This is a genomic window from Pseudomonas kitaguniensis (assembly GCF_009296165.1).
GTDB classification, from domain to species: Bacteria; Pseudomonadota; Gammaproteobacteria; order Pseudomonadales; family Pseudomonadaceae; genus Aquipseudomonas; species Aquipseudomonas kitaguniensis.
In genome coordinates this window covers 11,654-28,273 of sequence record NZ_VUAZ01000040.1, presented here as the reverse complement: position 1 = coordinate 28,273, position 16,620 = coordinate 11,654, and the positions used below count along the sequence as shown (strand labels likewise).

Annotated in this window: 13 protein-coding genes and 1 pseudogene; 7 read left to right on the top strand and 7 right to left on the bottom strand. The window is 55.0% G+C overall.

Annotation, left to right across the window (positions count from 1 at the left end; all coding sequences use genetic code 11):
• From F0169_RS07785 to rfbB, 5 genes are all read right to left on the bottom strand, one after another.
• Positions 1-1,797 (bottom strand): sensor histidine kinase (locus tag F0169_RS07785; protein WP_152746173.1); only part of this gene is annotated, 1,797 nt, incomplete at its 3' end.
• A 36-nt stretch (positions 1,798-1,833) separates the two neighbouring features.
• On the bottom strand, positions 1,834-2,703 hold the full coding sequence (rfbD, locus tag F0169_RS07780; RefSeq protein ID WP_058413106.1) for a dTDP-4-dehydrorhamnose reductase: 870 nt from the start codon (positions 2,701-2,703) through the stop codon (positions 1,834-1,836).
• Positions 2,700-3,245 carry a dTDP-4-dehydrorhamnose 3,5-epimerase gene (gene rfbC, locus F0169_RS07775; RefSeq protein WP_058413107.1) on the bottom strand — a complete coding sequence of 182 codons (546 nt, stop codon included), beginning with the start codon at positions 3,243-3,245 and terminating at the stop codon, positions 2,700-2,702. The genes rfbD and rfbC overlap by 4 nt, the downstream gene beginning before the upstream one ends.
• Positions 3,242-4,117, bottom strand: coding sequence for a glucose-1-phosphate thymidylyltransferase RfbA (rfbA, locus tag F0169_RS07770; RefSeq protein WP_058413108.1), 876 nt, complete (start codon positions 4,115-4,117; stop codon positions 3,242-3,244). Before rfbA ends, rfbC begins: the two co-directional genes overlap by 4 nt.
• Positions 4,114-5,196, bottom strand: a complete 1,083-nt coding sequence (gene rfbB, locus F0169_RS07765; protein WP_099241019.1) for a dTDP-glucose 4,6-dehydratase — start codon at positions 5,194-5,196, stop codon at positions 4,114-4,116. The genes rfbA and rfbB overlap by 4 nt, the downstream gene beginning before the upstream one ends.
• A 472-nt stretch (positions 5,197-5,668) precedes the next feature.
• Between rfbB and aguA the strand changes: the two genes are divergently transcribed.
• On the top strand, positions 5,669-6,775 hold the full coding sequence (gene aguA / locus F0169_RS07760; RefSeq protein ID WP_099241017.1) for an agmatine deiminase: 1,107 nt from the start codon (positions 5,669-5,671) through the stop codon (positions 6,773-6,775).
• A gap of 234 nt (positions 6,776-7,009) precedes the next feature.
• Positions 7,010-7,222: a hypothetical protein gene (locus F0169_RS07755; protein ID WP_152746172.1), complete on the top strand. Its 213-nt coding sequence runs from the start codon at positions 7,010-7,012 to the stop codon at positions 7,220-7,222.
• A gap of 93 nt (positions 7,223-7,315) precedes the next feature.
• Here F0169_RS07755 and F0169_RS07750 read toward each other — a convergent pair whose 3' ends face one another.
• Positions 7,316-9,403 carry a TonB-dependent receptor gene (locus F0169_RS07750; RefSeq protein ID WP_152746171.1) on the bottom strand — a complete coding sequence of 696 codons (2,088 nt, stop codon included), beginning with the start codon at positions 9,401-9,403 and terminating at the stop codon, positions 7,316-7,318.
• A gap of 397 nt (positions 9,404-9,800) precedes the next feature.
• Here F0169_RS07750 and F0169_RS07745 point away from each other — a divergent pair.
• A pseudogene (locus F0169_RS07745) lies at positions 9,801-11,095 on the top strand (OprD family porin).
• A gap of 99 nt (positions 11,096-11,194) precedes the next feature.
• On the opposite strand, the gene F0169_RS07740 reads toward F0169_RS07745, so the two are convergent.
• Positions 11,195-11,476, bottom strand: a complete 282-nt coding sequence (locus F0169_RS07740) for a DUF3077 domain-containing protein (RefSeq protein WP_152746170.1) — start codon at positions 11,474-11,476, stop codon at positions 11,195-11,197.
• 913 nt (positions 11,477-12,389) lie between these two features.
• On the opposite strand from F0169_RS07740, the gene F0169_RS07730 reads away from it, so the two are divergent.
• Genes F0169_RS07730 through F0169_RS07715 form a run of 4 tightly spaced genes read left to right on the top strand, consistent with a single transcriptional unit; the run spans position 12,390 to position 16,607 of the window.
• Positions 12,390-13,667, top strand: a complete 1,278-nt coding sequence (locus F0169_RS07730; RefSeq protein WP_172979368.1) for a serine/threonine protein kinase — start codon at positions 12,390-12,392, stop codon at positions 13,665-13,667.
• 10 nt (positions 13,668-13,677) lie between these two features.
• The gene (locus F0169_RS07725; protein WP_152746167.1) at positions 13,678-14,793 is read left to right on the top strand and encodes an AAA family ATPase; all 1,116 of its coding nucleotides are present in this window, start codon (positions 13,678-13,680) and stop codon (positions 14,791-14,793) included.
• Positions 14,794-14,795: 2 nt separating this feature from the next.
• On the top strand, positions 14,796-16,148 hold the full coding sequence (locus F0169_RS07720) for a hypothetical protein (RefSeq protein ID WP_152746166.1): 1,353 nt from the start codon (positions 14,796-14,798) through the stop codon (positions 16,146-16,148).
• Positions 16,149-16,607 carry a hypothetical protein gene (locus F0169_RS07715; RefSeq protein ID WP_152746165.1) on the top strand — a complete coding sequence of 153 codons (459 nt, stop codon included), beginning with the start codon at positions 16,149-16,151 and terminating at the stop codon, positions 16,605-16,607.
• The last annotated feature ends 13 nt before the right edge of the window (positions 16,608-16,620 follow it).

Sequence of the window (16,620 nt, the reverse complement as noted above, 5' to 3'; positions counted from 1 at the left end):
GTCCTCGGACGGTTGCAGACTGACGCCCGGCGAGCCGGCACGCAATTTCAAGGTTAAGAGCGCGCCACCTTCCTTGTGGTTGGCGAACAACAATTCGCCGCCAAAGGCACGCATCAGGGTGTCACAGATCGCCAGGCCCAAACCCAGGCCTTGCGTGCGCGTCTTGGTGGTGTAAAACGGCTCGCTGGCGCGGCCCAGGGCTTCCATGCAAAAGCCCGGGCCGTTGTCGCGAATGGTCAGGTTGACGCCCTGCTCGGTGGTTTGCGCACTGAGCCAGAGTTTGCGCGGCGGGCCTTTTTCGGTGAGCGCATCCAGGGCGTTCGCCAGCAGGTTGCCCAGCACTTGGCGCAGCCGGGTTTCGCCGGCTTGCACCCACAAGGTCGCCTCGGGCAAGTCGCGGATCAGCTCGACTTCCATCGACCGCCGCCGCTTGGCCAGCAACGCCAGCGCGTCGTCCAGCGCCGGTTGCAGGGCCACGCTTTCCGGGGCATGCCGGTCGCGCCGGGCGAACGCGCGCAGGTGCGCGATGATCGAGGCCATGCGCCCGGTCAGTTCGCTGATCAGCTTGAGGTTGCCGCGTGCATCGTTGGTGCGCTCATGGTCGAGCAAAATCTCGGCGTTTTCCGCGTAGCTGCGAATCGCCGCGAGGGGTTGATTGAGTTCGTGGCTGATGCTCGCCGACATGGTCCCCAGCGCAGACAGCTTGCCTGCTTGCACCAGGTCATCCTGGGCGCGCACCAGTTCTTGCTGGGCGTGTTCGCGCTCCAGCACTTCCTGTTTCAAGCGGCGGTTGAGGCCTTCCAAGTCGCTGGTGCGCTCGACCACGCGCATCTCCAGCTCGCGGCGCGCCTTGGCTTCGAAGGCAATGCGCTCCAGGTAATGGCGCCGACGTTGCATCATCAAACCGAGCAACAGCATCAACACCAAGAGCGTGGCGCCACCCACTGCGACCACCGTGCGCACCGGGCGGTTGATCAGCGATTTGGGCGCGAGAATTTCCACGTTCCAGCCGGTCTCTGCGATGGCAGAAGACTGGCGCAGCCACGCCGTGGTGCTGAGTGCCAGCGGCTGCGGGTCGCGCGTCGGGTAGGGCTGGATCGCGATGATCGCCTGGCGTTCTTCCGGGGTCAGCGGCCGCGTAGCGCGAAAGCGCCATTGCGGGCGTGAGGTCAGGATGACTACGCCGTTGTGATCGGTCACCAGCAATTGTTCGGGCGTGTTGCCCCACAGGCTTTCGGTGTGGTCCAGGTCAACCTTGACCACCAGCGCGCCGATAATTTTGTCCCCATCGCGCACAGCAGCGGCGAAGAAGTAGCCGCGCTTGGCCGACGTGGTGCCCAGCCCGAAAAACCGCCCCAGGCGCCCGGCCATGGCTTCGCTGAAATACGGGCGAAACGAGAAATTGCGCCCGACAAACGTGTCTTGTTTGTCCCAGTTGGAGGCGGCGAGCGTCTTGCCGTTGGTGTCCATCAGGTACATCACTTCCACACCGGCCTGGGCGGCGACGTCCTTGAGCAGCACGTTGGCGTTGGTCAGGTTGGTGCTGACGTGCGGCGCGTCCAGTGCGGTGCGCAGGGCCGGCAAATCGCCGAGAATTTGCGGCAGCACCTCATAGCGGTGCAGGGTGCCGAGCAGGTTGGCGACGTACAGGTCGAGCGTTTGGCGGTTTTGCCCGGCCAGTTCGCTGCGGTAATAGCGCTCGGCCAAATGCTCCAGCGGCCATAGCAGCGGAGCCAGGCACAGCGCCAGCAAAGCGAGGCTGCGCCAGCGGGGTCGTCGCGGAAGGGGTGGAGTCATGGGAGTCGTGCGCCTGTGGGGACAGGCGCATTATGCCTAGTGCGGCTGTGCAAGACACTCGCGCAATGCGTCTTGCCACTGCGGTTGGCCGACCTGCCAGTGCTGTTGCAGGCGGTTGCAGTCCAGGCGCGAGTTCAGCGGGCGCTGAGCTGGCGTCGGGTACGCGCTGGAAGGGATCGCTTCCAGCTCGGCGCAGGCTTTGCCTTGGCTGCGAAGGTGTTGACCAATCGCCTCGGCAAACCCGAACCAAGAAGTTTCGCCCTGCGCGGTCAGGTGGTACACACCCCATTCACCGGCCTGGCCTGCCTGCCAGCGTTCGATCAACGCGCGTGTGCTGTCGGCAATCGTGCCTGCCCACGTCGGCGCGCCGATCTGATCGGCGACGATGCGCATGTGCGGCTTCTCTTGCAGCAGGCGCTGCATGGTCAGCAGGAAGTTCTTGCCGTGGTTGGAGTAGACCCAACTGGTGCGCAATATCAGGTAGTCGCCGCCCACCGCCGCAATCGCCTGTTCGCCCGCCAGCTTGCTCTGGCCGTACACGCCCAGCGGGTTAGGCACATCGGCTTCGGTGTAGGGCGCAGGTTTGCTGCCGTCGAACACGTAGTCGGTGGAGTAGTGGATCAACGGGATGCCCAGCGCCTTGGCTTCTTCGGCCAACACACCAGGGGCAATCGCGTTGATCGCAAACGCCGCGTCCGGCTCGCTTTCGGCTTGGTCGACCGCGGTGTGGGCCGCGGCATTGATGATCAAACCTGGGCGATGCGCGCGCACTTGCTGGCGAATCTGCTCGACGTTGGCCAGGTCAAGCTGGTCGCGGCCCAGCACCACGAGTTCGCCGAGGCCCTGGAGCCGCTGTTGCAGCTCGCGCGAGACTTGGCCATGTTGGCCAGTGATGAGGATTTTCATGGGAACAGGTCGGCTTCCAGCAAAGGTTTACCCACTTGGTCCTTGGCGGACAACTGCGGTGCTTCGGTGAGTTCCCAGTCGATGGCCAACGTCGGGTCATTCCACAGAATGCTGCGTTCGGCGCTCGGCTGGTAGTAGTCGGTGGTCTTGTAGAGGAACTCGGCGTAGTCGCTCAACACCACAAAACCATGAGCAAAACCTTCCGGCACCCACAGTTGGCGATGATTCTGCGCCGACAGACGCACACCCACCCACTGGCCGAAGTTCGGCGAGCTGCGGCGGATGTCTACGGCCACGTCCAGCACTTCACCGGCGCTTACGCGCACCAGTTTGCCCTGCGTGTGTTCGAGCTGATAATGCAGCCCACGCAGCACGCCCTTTTGCGAGCGTGAGTGGTTGTCCTGCACGAAATCACGCTTAAGCCCCGTGGCTTCTTCAAAGGCGCGAGCGTTGAAGCTCTCGTAGAAAAAGCCGCGCTCGTCACCGAACACTTTAGGTTCGAGGATCAGCACACCGGGCAATGTGGTTTCAACTACATTCACTTGTTGTCTCCGGCCAGCGAGTACAAGTACTGACCATAGCCGGTCTTGCCGAAATACTTGGCGCGTTCCAGCAGGTAATCACGGTCGATCCAGCCGTTCTCGTAGGCGATCTCTTCCAGGCAAGCCACTTTCAAACCCTGACGGTGTTCGATGGTCTGCACGTAGGTCGAGGCTTCGAGCAAGCTGTCATGCGTGCCGGTGTCGAGCCAGGCAAAGCCACGGCCGAAACGTTCAACATGCAGGTCGCCGCGCTTGAGGTAGGCGTTGTTGACGTCGGTGATCTCCAACTCGCCGCGTGGCGACGGTTTGACCGCCTTGGCGATGCTGATCACGTCGTTGTCGTAGAAGTACAGACCGGTCACGGCGTAGCTGGATTTAGGCGACGTCGGTTTCTCTTCGATCGACAGGGCGCGGCCTTCTTTGTCGAAATCGATCACGCCGAAACGCTCCGGGTCTTTGACCCAGTAGCCGAATACGGTGGCGCCGGACGGGCGTTGCGCTGCGCTGCGCAGTTGGTCGCCGAAATGCTGGCCGTGGAAGATGTTATCGCCGAGGATCAGGCACACCGGATCGTTGCCGATGAATTCTTCACCGATGATAAACGCTTGCGCCAGACCATCCGGAGACGGCTGCTCGGCGTAGCTGAAACGCACGCCAAACTGGCTGCCGTCGCCCAGCAGGTTGCGGTACTGCGGCAAATCCACCGGGGTGGAAATCACCAGAATGTCTTTGATCCCTGCCAGCATCAGCACCGAGATCGGGTAGTAAATCATTGGCTTGTCGTACACGGGCAGCAACTGCTTGGACACACCCAAAGTAATGGGGTGCAAACGGGTACCGGAACCGCCGGCCAATACTATTCCCTTCATCATGCAATCAAATCCTTGCTGTCTGTGTTGCCCAATCGTTCGCCCTGATAACTGCCGTTCTGGACCCTGCGGCACCATTCCAGGTTATCGAGGTACCACTGCACGGTTTTGCGCAGGCCGGTTTCAAAAGTTTCTTGCGGGACCCAACCCAGTTCGCGTTCGATCTTGCTGGCATCGATCGCGTAGCGCTGGTCGTGGCCCGGACGGTCTTTGACGAAGGTGATCAAGTCGGTAAATTTTTCCACGCCAGCCGGGCGTTGCGGCGCCAGTTCTTCCAGCAGGCCGCAAATGCCGCGCACGACGTCGATGTTCTTTTGTTCGTTGTGGCCACCGATGTTGTAGGTCTCGCCGACCACGCCTTCGGTCACTACCTTCAGCAGTGCGCGCGCGTGGTCTTCGACGAACAGCCAGTCACGCACCTGCAAACCATCGCCATAAACCGGCAACTGCTTGCCTGCGAGGGCGTTGAGGATGACCAGCGGGATCAGCTTTTCAGGGAAGTGGAACGGCCCGTAGTTGTTCGAGCAGTTGGTCAACAGCACCGGCAGGCCATACGTGCGCTGCCAGGCGCGGACCAAGTGGTCGGACGCCGCTTTGCTGGCCGAATACGGCGAGCTTGGCGCGTAGGGCGTAGTTTCGGTGAACAGGTCGTCCACACCGTGCAGGTCGCCGTACACCTCATCGGTAGAGATGTGGTGGAAGCGGAACGCGCTCCTGGCAGGCTCAGCCAGCGTTTGCCAATAGGCGCGGGTGGCCTCCAGCAAGCTGTAAGTGCCGACGATGTTGGTTTGGATAAAATCCGACGGGCCGTCAATGGAACGGTCGACATGCGACTCGGCGGCCAGGTGCATGATCGCCTGGGGCTCAAAGCGCGCCAGCACAGCGCTGACGGTGGCCTGGTCGATAATATCGGCCTGCACGAACTCATAGCGGCTGTTAGACGCGATGCTCGCCAGCGACTCAAGGTTGCCAGCGTAGGTGAGTTTGTCCAGGTTGAGCACTTCGTGCTCGGTGTGTTGAATCAGATGGCGGATCAGGGCAGAGCCGATGAATCCGGCACCGCCGGTGATGAGAATGCGCATGTCGAGAGCCTTTTCCTTAGACGGACACAGGGCGAATTAAGCATAGCTTGAGTTGTGAATCGGGCCGATGCAAGTGCGCAGAGAGTGAGGGCTTGATTAACGGCCCCTGACAATGGCGATATAGACGCCTGAACACGCAGAAGTCGTCACAATAGTGCCGGTTCGCCTGGCCCACAGATGAGCATTCAGCAGGCGACGCAATTGCGTGAGCAGCGTCACTGACTGACAGCAGCGGAGGCCGGTTTGTTCTGAAAACATGCCGGTGCGAGCGCGTCGCCGAGGGTGATTTGCCGACGCACTGTGGACTTCTTCGTCGGCTTGTTGTCGGAGGTGTTGAATACCCCGTCATAGAGAGTCGATTATTATCGGCTTTCTATCGTGAATTTTGAGATTCGTCTCTTTTTATTGCTTTTAAAGCCGATTTTTATCCGTTATAAAGTCGGCCTTCACCCCATTCGGAGCCTTGATCGCCATGACCACCCTGCACAGCACACCTCGCGCCGATGGCTTCTACATGCCCGCCGAATGGGCGCCTCAAACCCAAACCTGGATGATCTGGCCCGAGCGCCCGGACAACTGGCGCCTGGGCGGCAAGCCGGTGCAGGCGGCCCATGTGGCGGTGGCCAAAGCCATTGCGCGCTTTGAGCCGGTGACGGTCTGCGTTTCTGCCGGTCAGTACGAAAACGCCCGCGCGCGCCTCGACGTGCCCAATATTCGCGTGGTGGAAATGGCCAGCGACGATGCCTGGGTCCGCGACACCGGCCCCACCTTCGTGATCAACAACAGCGGCGAAGTGCGCGGCGTAAACTGGGACTTCAATGCCTGGGGCGGTTTTGACGGCGGCCTGTATGCGCCGTGGAACCGCGACTCGCAGGTGGGCGGCAAGATCCTCGAGCTTGAGCGCGCGCCGCGTTATCGCACCGAAGGTTTTGTGCTCGAAGGCGGCTCTATTCACGTCGACGGCGAAGGCACGCTGATCACCACCGAAGAATGCCTGTTGAACCGCAATCGCAACCCGCACCTGGATCGTGCGGCCATCGAAGCAGTGCTCAGCGCCAACCTGGCGGTGGATAAGATCATCTGGTTGCCGGACGGCCTGTTCAACGACGAAACCGACGGCCATGTGGATAACTTTTGCTGCTACGTGCGCCCCGGCGAAGTGTTGCTGGCCTGGACCGACGACCCGCAAGACCCGAACTACGCGCGCTGCCACGCCGCCATGGACGTGCTGCAAAACAGCACCGACGCCCAGGGCCGCGCGTTAACAGTGCATAAAATGCCGATTCCGGGGCCGCTGTACGCCACCGAGGAAGAGTGCGCCGGTGTCGACCTGGTCGACGGCAGCCAGGAACGTAACCCTGGCGTGCGCCTGGCCGGTTCCTACGTTAACTTCCTGATCGTCAACGGCGGCATCATCGCGCCAAGCTTCGACGACCCGCTGGACAGCCAGGCCCAGCAGATCCTGCAGAACCTGTTCCCGCAACACGAAGTGGTGATGGTGCCAGGGCGCGAACTGTTACTGGGCGGCGGCAATATCCACTGCCTGACCCAACAACAGCCGGCCCCGCATAAAAACTGAGTGCAGTTGTAACAGCGCTTGGGCGACACCAGAGCACTACGCAGGTGTAGCGCTCACAGCAAGCCCGCGGCCCAGCCAGGTTGCGGGCTTTTTTGTGGGTGAATGCTTATAAACACGTGAAACTGGCACAGTGCTTGTATCGGGTTTACCACAGTGACCCAAGGCGACGGCTGCATAGTTCTGTCACAAACCTTGAGTAAGTTAGCCGCTCACGCAGCAGGAGAGAGCGCGCAAATGAATGCCGATACCAACCCGATCTACACGCGCCCGTTCCACCCGGCGCGGCTTAACGGTGATGAGATCCACGCGCTGGCGCTCTGGTTGAAAGCTAACGGCTCCAAAAGGGTGAGGGAGCCGGACCTGCGCAGCGTGTTCAGTGAACGTTACCCCGCGGGGTTGTTCAGTGAGGATGAAGTCAGTGTGTTGTGCGAGCTGATGAAAAACTAACCGGCATCCCCAGTAAAGGTGCTGTGGTGGCGAGCAAGCCCGCTCGCCACACACGCCCCGCTCAGCACGCTGGCCGGGTTTTCAAGGCGAATTTCAGAAGCTGTAAGTGCCCGTCACCACCAAACTGCGCGGTTCGCCCGGTTGAATTTGCGCTGCACTGGTCGCCGAGGCGTAGTAGTTTTTATCGGCGATGTTATTCAGCGCCGCCCGCACATCCCATGCCTTTTGACGGAACCCGGCCAGCGCGTCCCAACGGCCGTAACCGGGCAGCACCACGGTGTTGAGGTTGTCGGCATAACGGTCGCCCACCAGGGTCAAACCGGTTTCCGCGTACCAGCCCATTTCTGGCTTCCAGGTGACAAACAGGCTGGCATTACGTTTGGCCACATCGCTGATGCGCTTGCCTTCAAAGCCGTTGTTGTCCTTTACGACCGTGGCATCTTGCAGGCCAATGCCACCGCGCACCGACCAATTACCCACCAGCTTGCCGGTGGCCGTCAGCTCAACGCCGCGTGAGCGTTGCAAGCCGCTGAGCAGGGTGATGGTGCGGTCCAGCGGGTCACTGGTGCGGCGGTTGTACAGTTCCAATTCGTACACCGCCAGCGTGGTGCTGAGGCGGTCGTCGAGCCAGTCGCTTTTTACCCCGATTTCCTTTTGCTTGGTCAGCTCGGGGCTCAAGTCATTGACGCTGCCTGCCGCATTCGGCGTGATGCCGATCAAGCCGCCGCCCGCCGGCGAAAAGGTCTTGCTCCACGACGCATAGAACGAGTGATTTTCAAACGGCGTCCACACCAGGCCCACGCGCGGGCTGGTGCTGTGGCTCTTAACCGCCTGCTCGGTGTTGAGCAGCTTGTTGGTCGTGTCGACTTCGAAATCGTCGTAGCGCAAGCCGGCCAACACTTGCCATTGATCATTCAGGCGCAGTTGGTCCTGCACATACAGCGCGCGGCTTTCGACTTCAGTGTGGTTGTTACTCGACGCACTCATCCGCCCGGTGTGGCTCAAATGGCGGTTGGGTTGATTGAGGTTCAGGCTCGGCACCGCTTGCCCACCACGGTTCACGGCAGTGGCCGTGTACAGCTTCGGATCGCGGCGCTGGCTGCCCAGCTCAAGCCCGCTGAGCAGGCGGTGTTCCAGGCCGAAAGTATCAAAGCCGCCTTCCAGCTCAAGGTTGTTGAAGACGTTGCGGGTAGTCAGGTCTTGCTGCCAGCGCTGGCGCGTGACTTGCTGGGTTCTGGCGTCGTAGCCGGTTTGGTAGGTGTTGTCGAAATCGCTGTCGAGCTTGAACACGCCAAGTGTGTGGCGCAGTTGCCAGTTGTCGTTGAGTTCATAGGCGAGCTTGGAACGCAGCGACTGGGACTTGTCGTCGATGTAATCGCGGCTATCAAAATAGGTGCTGCTGCGGCTCACGTCCGCCGGGCGACCGTTAACCCCTGGAATACCGCGGTCTGGCGTGCGGTTGTAACGGCTGTATTCGTATTGCACCAACCAATTGAGTTCGGGCGTCAGTTGCCAACTCATCGACGGCGCAAACAGTTGGCGGCTGCCACTCACGCCATCGCGAAAACTGTTGTTGTCCTGGTTGCCCATGTTCAAGCGCAGGCTGATGTTATCGCTGGGGTCGGTGCTGAGGTCGGCATACAGGCTGCGCAAATCATTGCTGCCGCCTTGCGCTTCGATGCTCGAGCTGCGCCCGGCCTGCGGCAGTTTGCTCACGCGGTTAACGATACCGCCCTGGCCACCTCGCCCGTAAAGCACCGCAGCCGGGCCTTTGAGCACTTCGATGCGCTCGATGTTATGCAGGTCGCGCACGTACTGGCTGTCGTCGCGAATACCGTCCAGATAGAAGTCATTGCTCGCGTCAAAGCCGCGAATACGCAGGCTGTCAAAACGCGTGTCGGCGCCGCTGCTCACGTTGGGAATGCCGCTTAACGCCTGGCCCAAATCGTTGGTGCCGTAGGAGCGCAGGTTTTCGGTTTTGACTGAATCGATGGCCTGGGGCACATACCGCACCGCAGTGGTTGTGCGCGTGGCGGTGTTGGTCTCTTTGACGCGCGGGTCGTCTTCGTCAGCTTCGGCGCTGATCGAAGTCTCGGGCAACACCGTGGTAGCACCCACAAAACCAGCAGACAGCAGAACAGAGAGCCCAAAAGTGATGGGCGTCAGGCGAGAGGCAGGCATCAAGGAATGTATCCAAAAAGTGAGTAGAGAAAATGCGCGTGAATGGTAATGCTTTGCATTTGCGCGCGTTATCTATTCCCAAAAATTTGGCTCGTGAAAAGTGTAACGCGATGTGTTTTGAACATCTTTATGAACACTCGCGCACGCCCTGAACGGCTCCCCTTAGACTTTTTTCGCCTAAATACAGACGATTCACGAAATTGACACATAGTTCAACCCGCGCATAGGATTGCGCCCAACGCCTGTGGCTAACCGCCATAACTCATCCAATAAAAAAGGCCCGCGGCAGTTCAGTCGTCCGCGGGCCTTCTTTTTTTCGGAAAAAGTAGACACCAGAAAAGCAACACGGAGCCTGGTGTCATAGCGCGTACTCAACCAGTAATAAGGAATATAAGAAATGTTGAAGCAACGGATGGGTTTGATCGCTCTGGGGATTTTGAGCGCTACTCAGGCAATGGCAAACGACCAGGAGCAATCCAAGGGTTTTGTAGAAGACAGCCACCTGAACATCGCTGCACGTAACGCCTACATCAGCCGTGACTACAAAAACGGCCAGCAAGACAAAGCTGAATGGGGCCAAGGCTTCATCGGCAAATTCGAATCCGGTTTCACCCAAGGCACCGTCGGCGTGGGCGTGGACGTGATCGGCCAATACGCCATCCGCCTGGACGGTGGTAAAGGCCGCAGCGGCGCTGGCGGCATCAACTTCTTCAAGCAAGGCGACAGCGGCGAAGCAGCCCACGACCTGGCCAAAGGCGGCGCGGCCGTGAAGTTCCGCGTCTCCAACACGGTACTCAAGTACGGTGACCAGTTCCCGGCCTGCCGGTGCTGCAATACGACAACTCGCGCCTGCTGTCCGAAACCTACACCGGCACCTCGATCGTCTCCAAAGAGATCGCCGGCCTGCAACTGGATGCCGGTCACTTCACCAAACAAGCCCAAAAAGGCGCCGAAGGCACCGACAGCGGCCTGCTGAAAAACATCGACTACGTCGGCGGCAGCTACAAATTCACCGAGAGCCTGTCGGCCGCGCTGTACGCATCCGACATGCAAGACGTGCTGAAGAAGCAATACGTTAACGTCAACTACGTGCTGGCCCTGCCAGAGAAACAATCGTTGACCTTCGACTTCAACGGCTACAAAACCAAGCTCGACAAAGACTTCGCCCAGCTCACCCAAGGCGACTCTGACGCCCGCGACAACAAAATCTGGAGCCTCGGCGCTACCTGGGCCGTCGGCCCGCACAGCTTCACCGTCGCGCACCAACGCAGCACCGGCGACACCGGCTACCTCTACGGCGGCTACCGCAACAACACCAGCGGCAGCGGCATCGGCGATGGCGGCAACACCATCCTGCTGGCCAACTCCTACTGGTCTGACTTCAACGGCAAAGACGAACGCTCCTGGCAAGCCGGCTACGGCCTCGACTTCAGCACCTTCGGCGTGCCTGGCCTGACCTACAACATCGCTTACGTGCGCGGCACCAACATTGACGACGGCACCAACCGCGGCAGTGGCACCGAGCGTGAAATCTTCAACCAGTTCAAATACGTCGTACAAAGCGGCCCAGCCAAAGACCTCAGCCTGCGCGCCCGCGCCTCTTGGCTGCGCGTCTCCAACAACGCCAGCAACTACAACGTAGGCGGCAACGAAGTACGCCTGTTCGCCGACTACCCGATCAACGTTTTCTAATTGATCCGGCGAAGCGCCTGATGCCAGGCGATAAAAAACCCCGAATTTTTCGGGGTTTTTTTATGGACGGAATCAAGCCAGATAGCGACGCCTTACTGACTACTCAGTAGCACAAGGCGCCTCCAACGCCTTCACCACATCATCAATCACCGCCTTGCTCATCTCCTGCAAATAATGCGATGCCCAGGCGTAACGGTCCGTCTGCTTGGTCATCGCCGCATCCTCTGCGAGCAGCTTGGCGACGTGGAGCAAGTCGGAAACGTGGTGCAAGGCTTCGAGCAGGGGCACGCCGCTGTTGACGCGAAATAGAGGCTGGTCGGAGTGGAAGGAGAAAGGGGTGACGCCGAGGGTGGTTAACGCAGATGGAATTGGAGCGGTCATCGGTAGAACTCCCATATCGAGTGAGAGCTACCACGTTCGTTCTCAGGCGAATGGGTGGCAGCTGTGCGCAGGCTGAGAAACCGGAGATACAGGAACCCGGCAGACCCGAAGGTCTCCCACGCACAGCCGCCATTGCACGAAATGGTGGGCGAAAAAAAACGCCTGCAAATCGGGTTTTGGTGGCGCTTGGTGCGCCTGCATCTTGCCGGGTTCTCAGGCCCGGTCGCTGAATTGGCAGCGACGGGGGGAGGGTAGCGTGGTGGGGCGTGGGGAGCAATCGGGAAAGTGGATTGGTGGGTTTCAGTTAGAGGTATTTTCGCTAGAACGGCATGCCAAATTGTCGAAAAATCGCTATCCCCTAAGACTAAAAATGCCTGCATGATGCGTTGAAATATCGCGGCACTAGGAGTCGAATTTTTTATAACTTATTGAAAGAAAACATATTTTATAAATGATGATTATGCGTCTACCTCCATTTTTACCCTTTTTAGAGAAGCTGATGTGATTAGGAGTGTTGCAATCCCGATATAGGAAGCGCAAATCATTCGGAGGTAGTGGTTTAGAATTCTGCACGTTGGCAGCCCTGTTTCAAAGGGCACCAGCCTGAGTCATGATTAATTTTCATTGCGGACCTCTCAAGTGGTTTCTAGTAAAACATTTAAAAATCAATAAGTTATAAGGCTTTTGTCTCTTTGCCCAAAGCCTTGATGCGGTCAGGCCGCGCATGCCATACCATCCTTTTCCGTGGTAATTTGCGATCTTGCTGTGTCAGGTGCTTTGCAGATTTGAGACCGGCTTGTCAGAACAAATACATCAACCCTTTTTCTCAAGGTTGGGAAGCAGACAGTTAGCGAAAGGGATTTTTATGGTAGATGTGCGAGGATTGGTTGGGGAATCTTTTAAGGGATGGAGGTTGGACAAAGAGCTAGGTCGTGGTGCTGATGGAATTGTTTATTTAGCACGGAAAGAAGATGTAGACCGAGCAGTCAAGCTGTTTTTTCCTGAGTCCCTTAAAAAAAACGGGCTGGAAGAACAGTTAGAAAGGATTGAGTTACAACTTTCGTTGGCCGGTAAAAAACATCACCCAAATCTGGTTGAGGTTTTTGATGGCGGCTTGTGTAGCGAGACTGGAACTATATATCTTTTTATGGAGTTTGTTTCCGGTTCAACTTTAGAGGTTCTACTTGGTAAGCTTCCCCAAGCTTCAGTTGCGCCGCTAATCTCCCAACTGGCAGATGCTGCTTGTTTTCTCGAGTCTCAAGGTCTAGTTCATCGAGACATAAAGCCTGCAAATATCATCGTGAACGATGACTTTACAAGTTTATGTCTACTTGATTTGGGCATTGTCTATGAGTCAATAGCGACCGAGGGTGATGATAGTCGACTTTCCGGTGGGGAGTTTGTAGCATCTTTACGGTACAGTCCTCCAGAATTTGTGTGGAGGCAGGAGGCAAGTTCTGATAATAGTGCATGGAGGGCGATTACGTTCTATCAAATAGGCGCAACCATCTACGAAATGTTAGAGGGGCATTGTATATTTGATGGCTATGATAAACCAAGGGCTTGTTTATATGATTCGGTTAGATGGAGGACTCCTAGCTTCACATCGTCATCTTGCGAAGAATGGATTGTGCATCTGGCTCAATCTTGTTTGGTGAAGGACTGGCGTGAAAGAGTGTCGCTTATTGACTGGTCAAGCTTTTCTGGTCCCTCAGAAGCAGCAGATTTTTCGCAGATTAGACGCTCTATAAGGCTTAGGCAAATACACGCAGATGAAAAAAAGGTGCTTGAGAAAGAAATGAGTCCAATCGATCCTGGGATTACTCTGCGAAAAGCTCTTTGGGAAATCCAGGGAAGAGTTTTTATGGAGGTCAGGCGATTCTTGATTGCTGAGCAAATCTTCCCAAGATTCAGCGGCAATCACAAAAGTATTTCAGAAGTTGAGTATCTGCTGCAATATGTATTCGAGGCTGACGAAAGCCTGAATTTTAAAGATGTTTTGGAGCTAAATGTTCTGTTGTGTTTGCCTGACGTAAGTCAGCAAACCCTTGAGGTCTCAATTTCCGCACTAGTCAGTGGGGAATCAATTTTCAAAGGGCTTTGGCTGGAGGTGTTTTCGGTCGAGAAAGTTTTTGAGCGTTGTAAGTTGGCTTTGTATACAGTAGCGGACAAGATAGTCCCTGTCGCTTAAGGAGCATGGAATGGTTAGCGCGTTTTGGATTGGCGAAGGCGACTTAGATGAGTTCCAGAAGAAAGCGGTCGGAGGGATGGGGGCTACTGAAAGTTTTCTTTTAACCGGACCGGCGGGGTCTGGGAAAACCAACATTCTGTTGCTAAGAGCCAAATGGCTAAAATTAAAAAACATTAGCAATTTTAAAATTGTGGTATTTACCGCTAGTTTGAGGGAGTTTTTTCAGCATGGCTGTATACAATATGACCTGCCCGCGGATTATGCTGTAACGGCGATGCAATTGTTTAGAGAGTTGCTGGCTGAGTATGGTCTTGAAGCCGAGAGTACCGGAAACTTTGAGGAGGATAGATCTCTATTGGCTGGCGTTTTAAAGTCTTTTATAACAGAAAATGGAATCGAAGATATATTTGAGGCGTTGTTGATAGATGAAGCCCAAGATTATACCGATACTGAGCTTTTTATATTCAGGAGTTTGGCGGAGAGATTGGTTATTGCTGCTGATTCCAGACAGTCAATTTACAGAGTTGCACAGACCCCTGGCTTGATGGAAAATTTAGTTGATGGAAATGTAGTCAGGTTGAAATACCATTATAGAAGCGGTCATAATATTTGCTTAGTCGCGGATGGGATCAATAAAGATTATATTACTTATCCGCATATTACGGGTGAGTGTAAATATGATGAAGCTGCCCGTCCTTCGTCAGTTTCGAAGTTGCAGTGTGATACCTTCCAGTCTCAGGTGTCGGAAATTATTTCTAAGTTGCACGAAGAATTACTTTTGTATCCAGGCGAGAAAATCGGTGTTTTTTTTCCAAGGGCGAATCAAGTCGCTGAATTCAAGAACTCGCTAAGTGTTTCCGCGTTACCCGATAAAGATCGCGTGATAACTTGGACTCTTCATTCGAGTAAGGGGTGGGAGTTCAGATCTGTTCACATAGGCGGGTGTGAAGCATTACCTCAGATGCGGGCGACGCAGAAGAGGCTAACTTATACTGGGATTTTGCGTGGTAAAACTTCAGTGAGCTTATACTACTCTGGTAGTATTCCTGGCTATTTAGAGAGTGCCCTTCGGGTCTTGTCTCCGCCGGCTGCGGATCCATCATTCGACAACCTATTTGGAGTCTGAAGATGCTTGTTGAGAATCGGCAGAATTTGGAAGATTTTTTACGCATTACAAAGTCGAAAAAAGAATTTAGAGGCGATTTGTTTGATAGCACCTTACCTGCTACCGGCATTCAGCATAAGTGTTTTTGGAACAAGGAAATTGATTTCCTGCGGCTTCCAGTTTTTGTGATCCCTGAAAAAGATGACTTGGAGAGTTTCTTCGCGGACGTTGCGACATATTATTCATCGTTTTCTCCCATCTCATCATATATACATGTTTGTAATGGCGATGTTGCAAAAAATATTTTTTTGGGGACGAAGAAAACCTATAAAACAGCCAAGCCAAGTGACCGAAAGTTAAAGGCGTATTTGGCGTGTATATTGGGTGACGTTATTACTGGTGCTCTGCATGAAAGTAAAACACTGACCACGGGGGCTATAAGTTATGCATCGTGCTCTCAGGCAGTTTCCTTTTCAATGGTGCGCTCGAATATAATTTATCCATGGATGAAACCTGAAAATGTGGCGGAACGATGGGTTCTTGCACATAAAATCGTAAATAAAGAAGTAACTTCGTCGTTGCTTGAAACTTCTATAACGTTCTTGAAGCTGATGGATGATGGAGCCAGAACGGAAAAAAAACCCAGAATCGATGCTGTAGATTTTAATAGTGATCTGACTAAATACATTTCTGGATCGGTTGATGAGCTTGAACTAGATAATATTTTGGCTTCCAGTTTTTCGATTACTAACGAAGCTAAGATGATAGGGGGTGCCTTCAATAATAGAGTTTCTGGATTTAACTCTTTGGCATCAATTGTCGAGTCCAGCTCTTTACCAGTGAACCAGAAATCTATATGTATGGCTTATTATTGCAACAGGATTTTGCCTGGTTCTTTAAGTCATGTTGAGGTTTTGAGAGATAAGGTCAAGAGTTACCCGGATATAGTATTCTGGTACGCAGTTTTCGCCTGTCTTTCGGATGAGTTTGATATAAGGAATATTGCTTCTGGCGTATGTATTAAGATTATAAGGGATTTGGTCTCTCCGATGGATTTCGAGGCACGTCCATCATGTGATATTTCGATCGATGAGCTTGAGGTTTTATCCCGTCTTTCGTTAAAGGCATCTACTATAAAACCTCGGCAGCGGCGGACAATGAGAGTTTCTCTTTTGCCAGGGGTCGAAATAGATATTGCATTTGGCGAAGCAGAAACCCGGGAAAAGATACCCGACCAGTACCACAATCAGCCTGATTCAAAGAAAATTAGGTCATTGCTGTTTGAAGCGCTTGAACTCTTGGATGAGAGAAAAGGGCGCAGTTCCCAAGGCGATAATTATGCCTCGCAAACCACAAGTAAAAGACGAGGGTACTGAATGTCTACATTTGATGATCTAATTTTTTACAGAGGTTTTAGCGCACGTCATGATATGACTCAGCGCCGAGTGCATGTGACGCGTAAAGACCGACGTCCTAGGGATTTATCACCGGAAATTCATGCTTCTGCAGACGCGTGGTTCATGAAAAATTTCGGTGTTTTCTACCGGAGCCAGTCAGTATTTGTGACTTCAGATTTAAATATTGCTATTGCATATGCAGACTCTCCAGCGCATGTTGCGAGAGTAGTACCAATTGATAAATATAGTTTTTGCTGGTCAAAACAACTGAGAGATATGATGGAATTATTCATCGGCGGGGTTGTTATCGACAGGGTCCATCAGGAACTTGATACGGCAGGCTATACAGAGTCGGATTTGCCGTCCGCGCATTCAAGTGGCCATGAAGTTATGCTTTTCTGCGACTCATATTTATCAATCCCTCAAAATCTGTTATAAAAACGTGACCAAG

Excerpts from the sequence above, each read along its gene's own strand:
- rfbD (WP_058413106.1), bottom strand. The coding sequence starts at position 2,703 with ATGAAAATCCTCATCACTGGCCAACATGGCCAAGTCTCGCGCGAGCTG.
- rfbA (WP_058413108.1), bottom strand. The coding sequence starts at position 4,117 with ATGATGAAGGGAATAGTATTGGCCGGCGGTTCCGGTACCCGTTTGCAC.
- rfbB (WP_099241019.1), bottom strand. The coding sequence starts at position 5,196 with ATGCGCATTCTCATCACCGGCGGTGCCGGATTCATCGGCTCTGCCCTG.
- aguA (WP_099241017.1), top strand. The coding sequence starts at position 5,669 with ATGACCACCCTGCACAGCACACCTCGCGCCGATGGCTTCTACATGCCC.
- F0169_RS07755 (WP_152746172.1), top strand. The coding sequence starts at position 7,010 with ATGAATGCCGATACCAACCCGATCTACACGCGCCCGTTCCACCCGGCG.
- F0169_RS07750 (WP_152746171.1), bottom strand. The coding sequence starts at position 9,403 with ATGCCTGCCTCTCGCCTGACGCCCATCACTTTTGGGCTCTCTGTTCTG.
- F0169_RS07740 (WP_152746170.1), bottom strand. The coding sequence starts at position 11,476 with ATGACCGCTCCAATTCCATCTGCGTTAACCACCCTCGGCGTCACCCCT.
- F0169_RS07725 (WP_152746167.1), top strand. The coding sequence starts at position 13,678 with ATGGTTAGCGCGTTTTGGATTGGCGAAGGCGACTTAGATGAGTTCCAG.
- F0169_RS07720 (WP_152746166.1), top strand. The coding sequence starts at position 14,796 with ATGCTTGTTGAGAATCGGCAGAATTTGGAAGATTTTTTACGCATTACA.
- F0169_RS07715 (WP_152746165.1), top strand. The coding sequence starts at position 16,149 with ATGTCTACATTTGATGATCTAATTTTTTACAGAGGTTTTAGCGCACGT.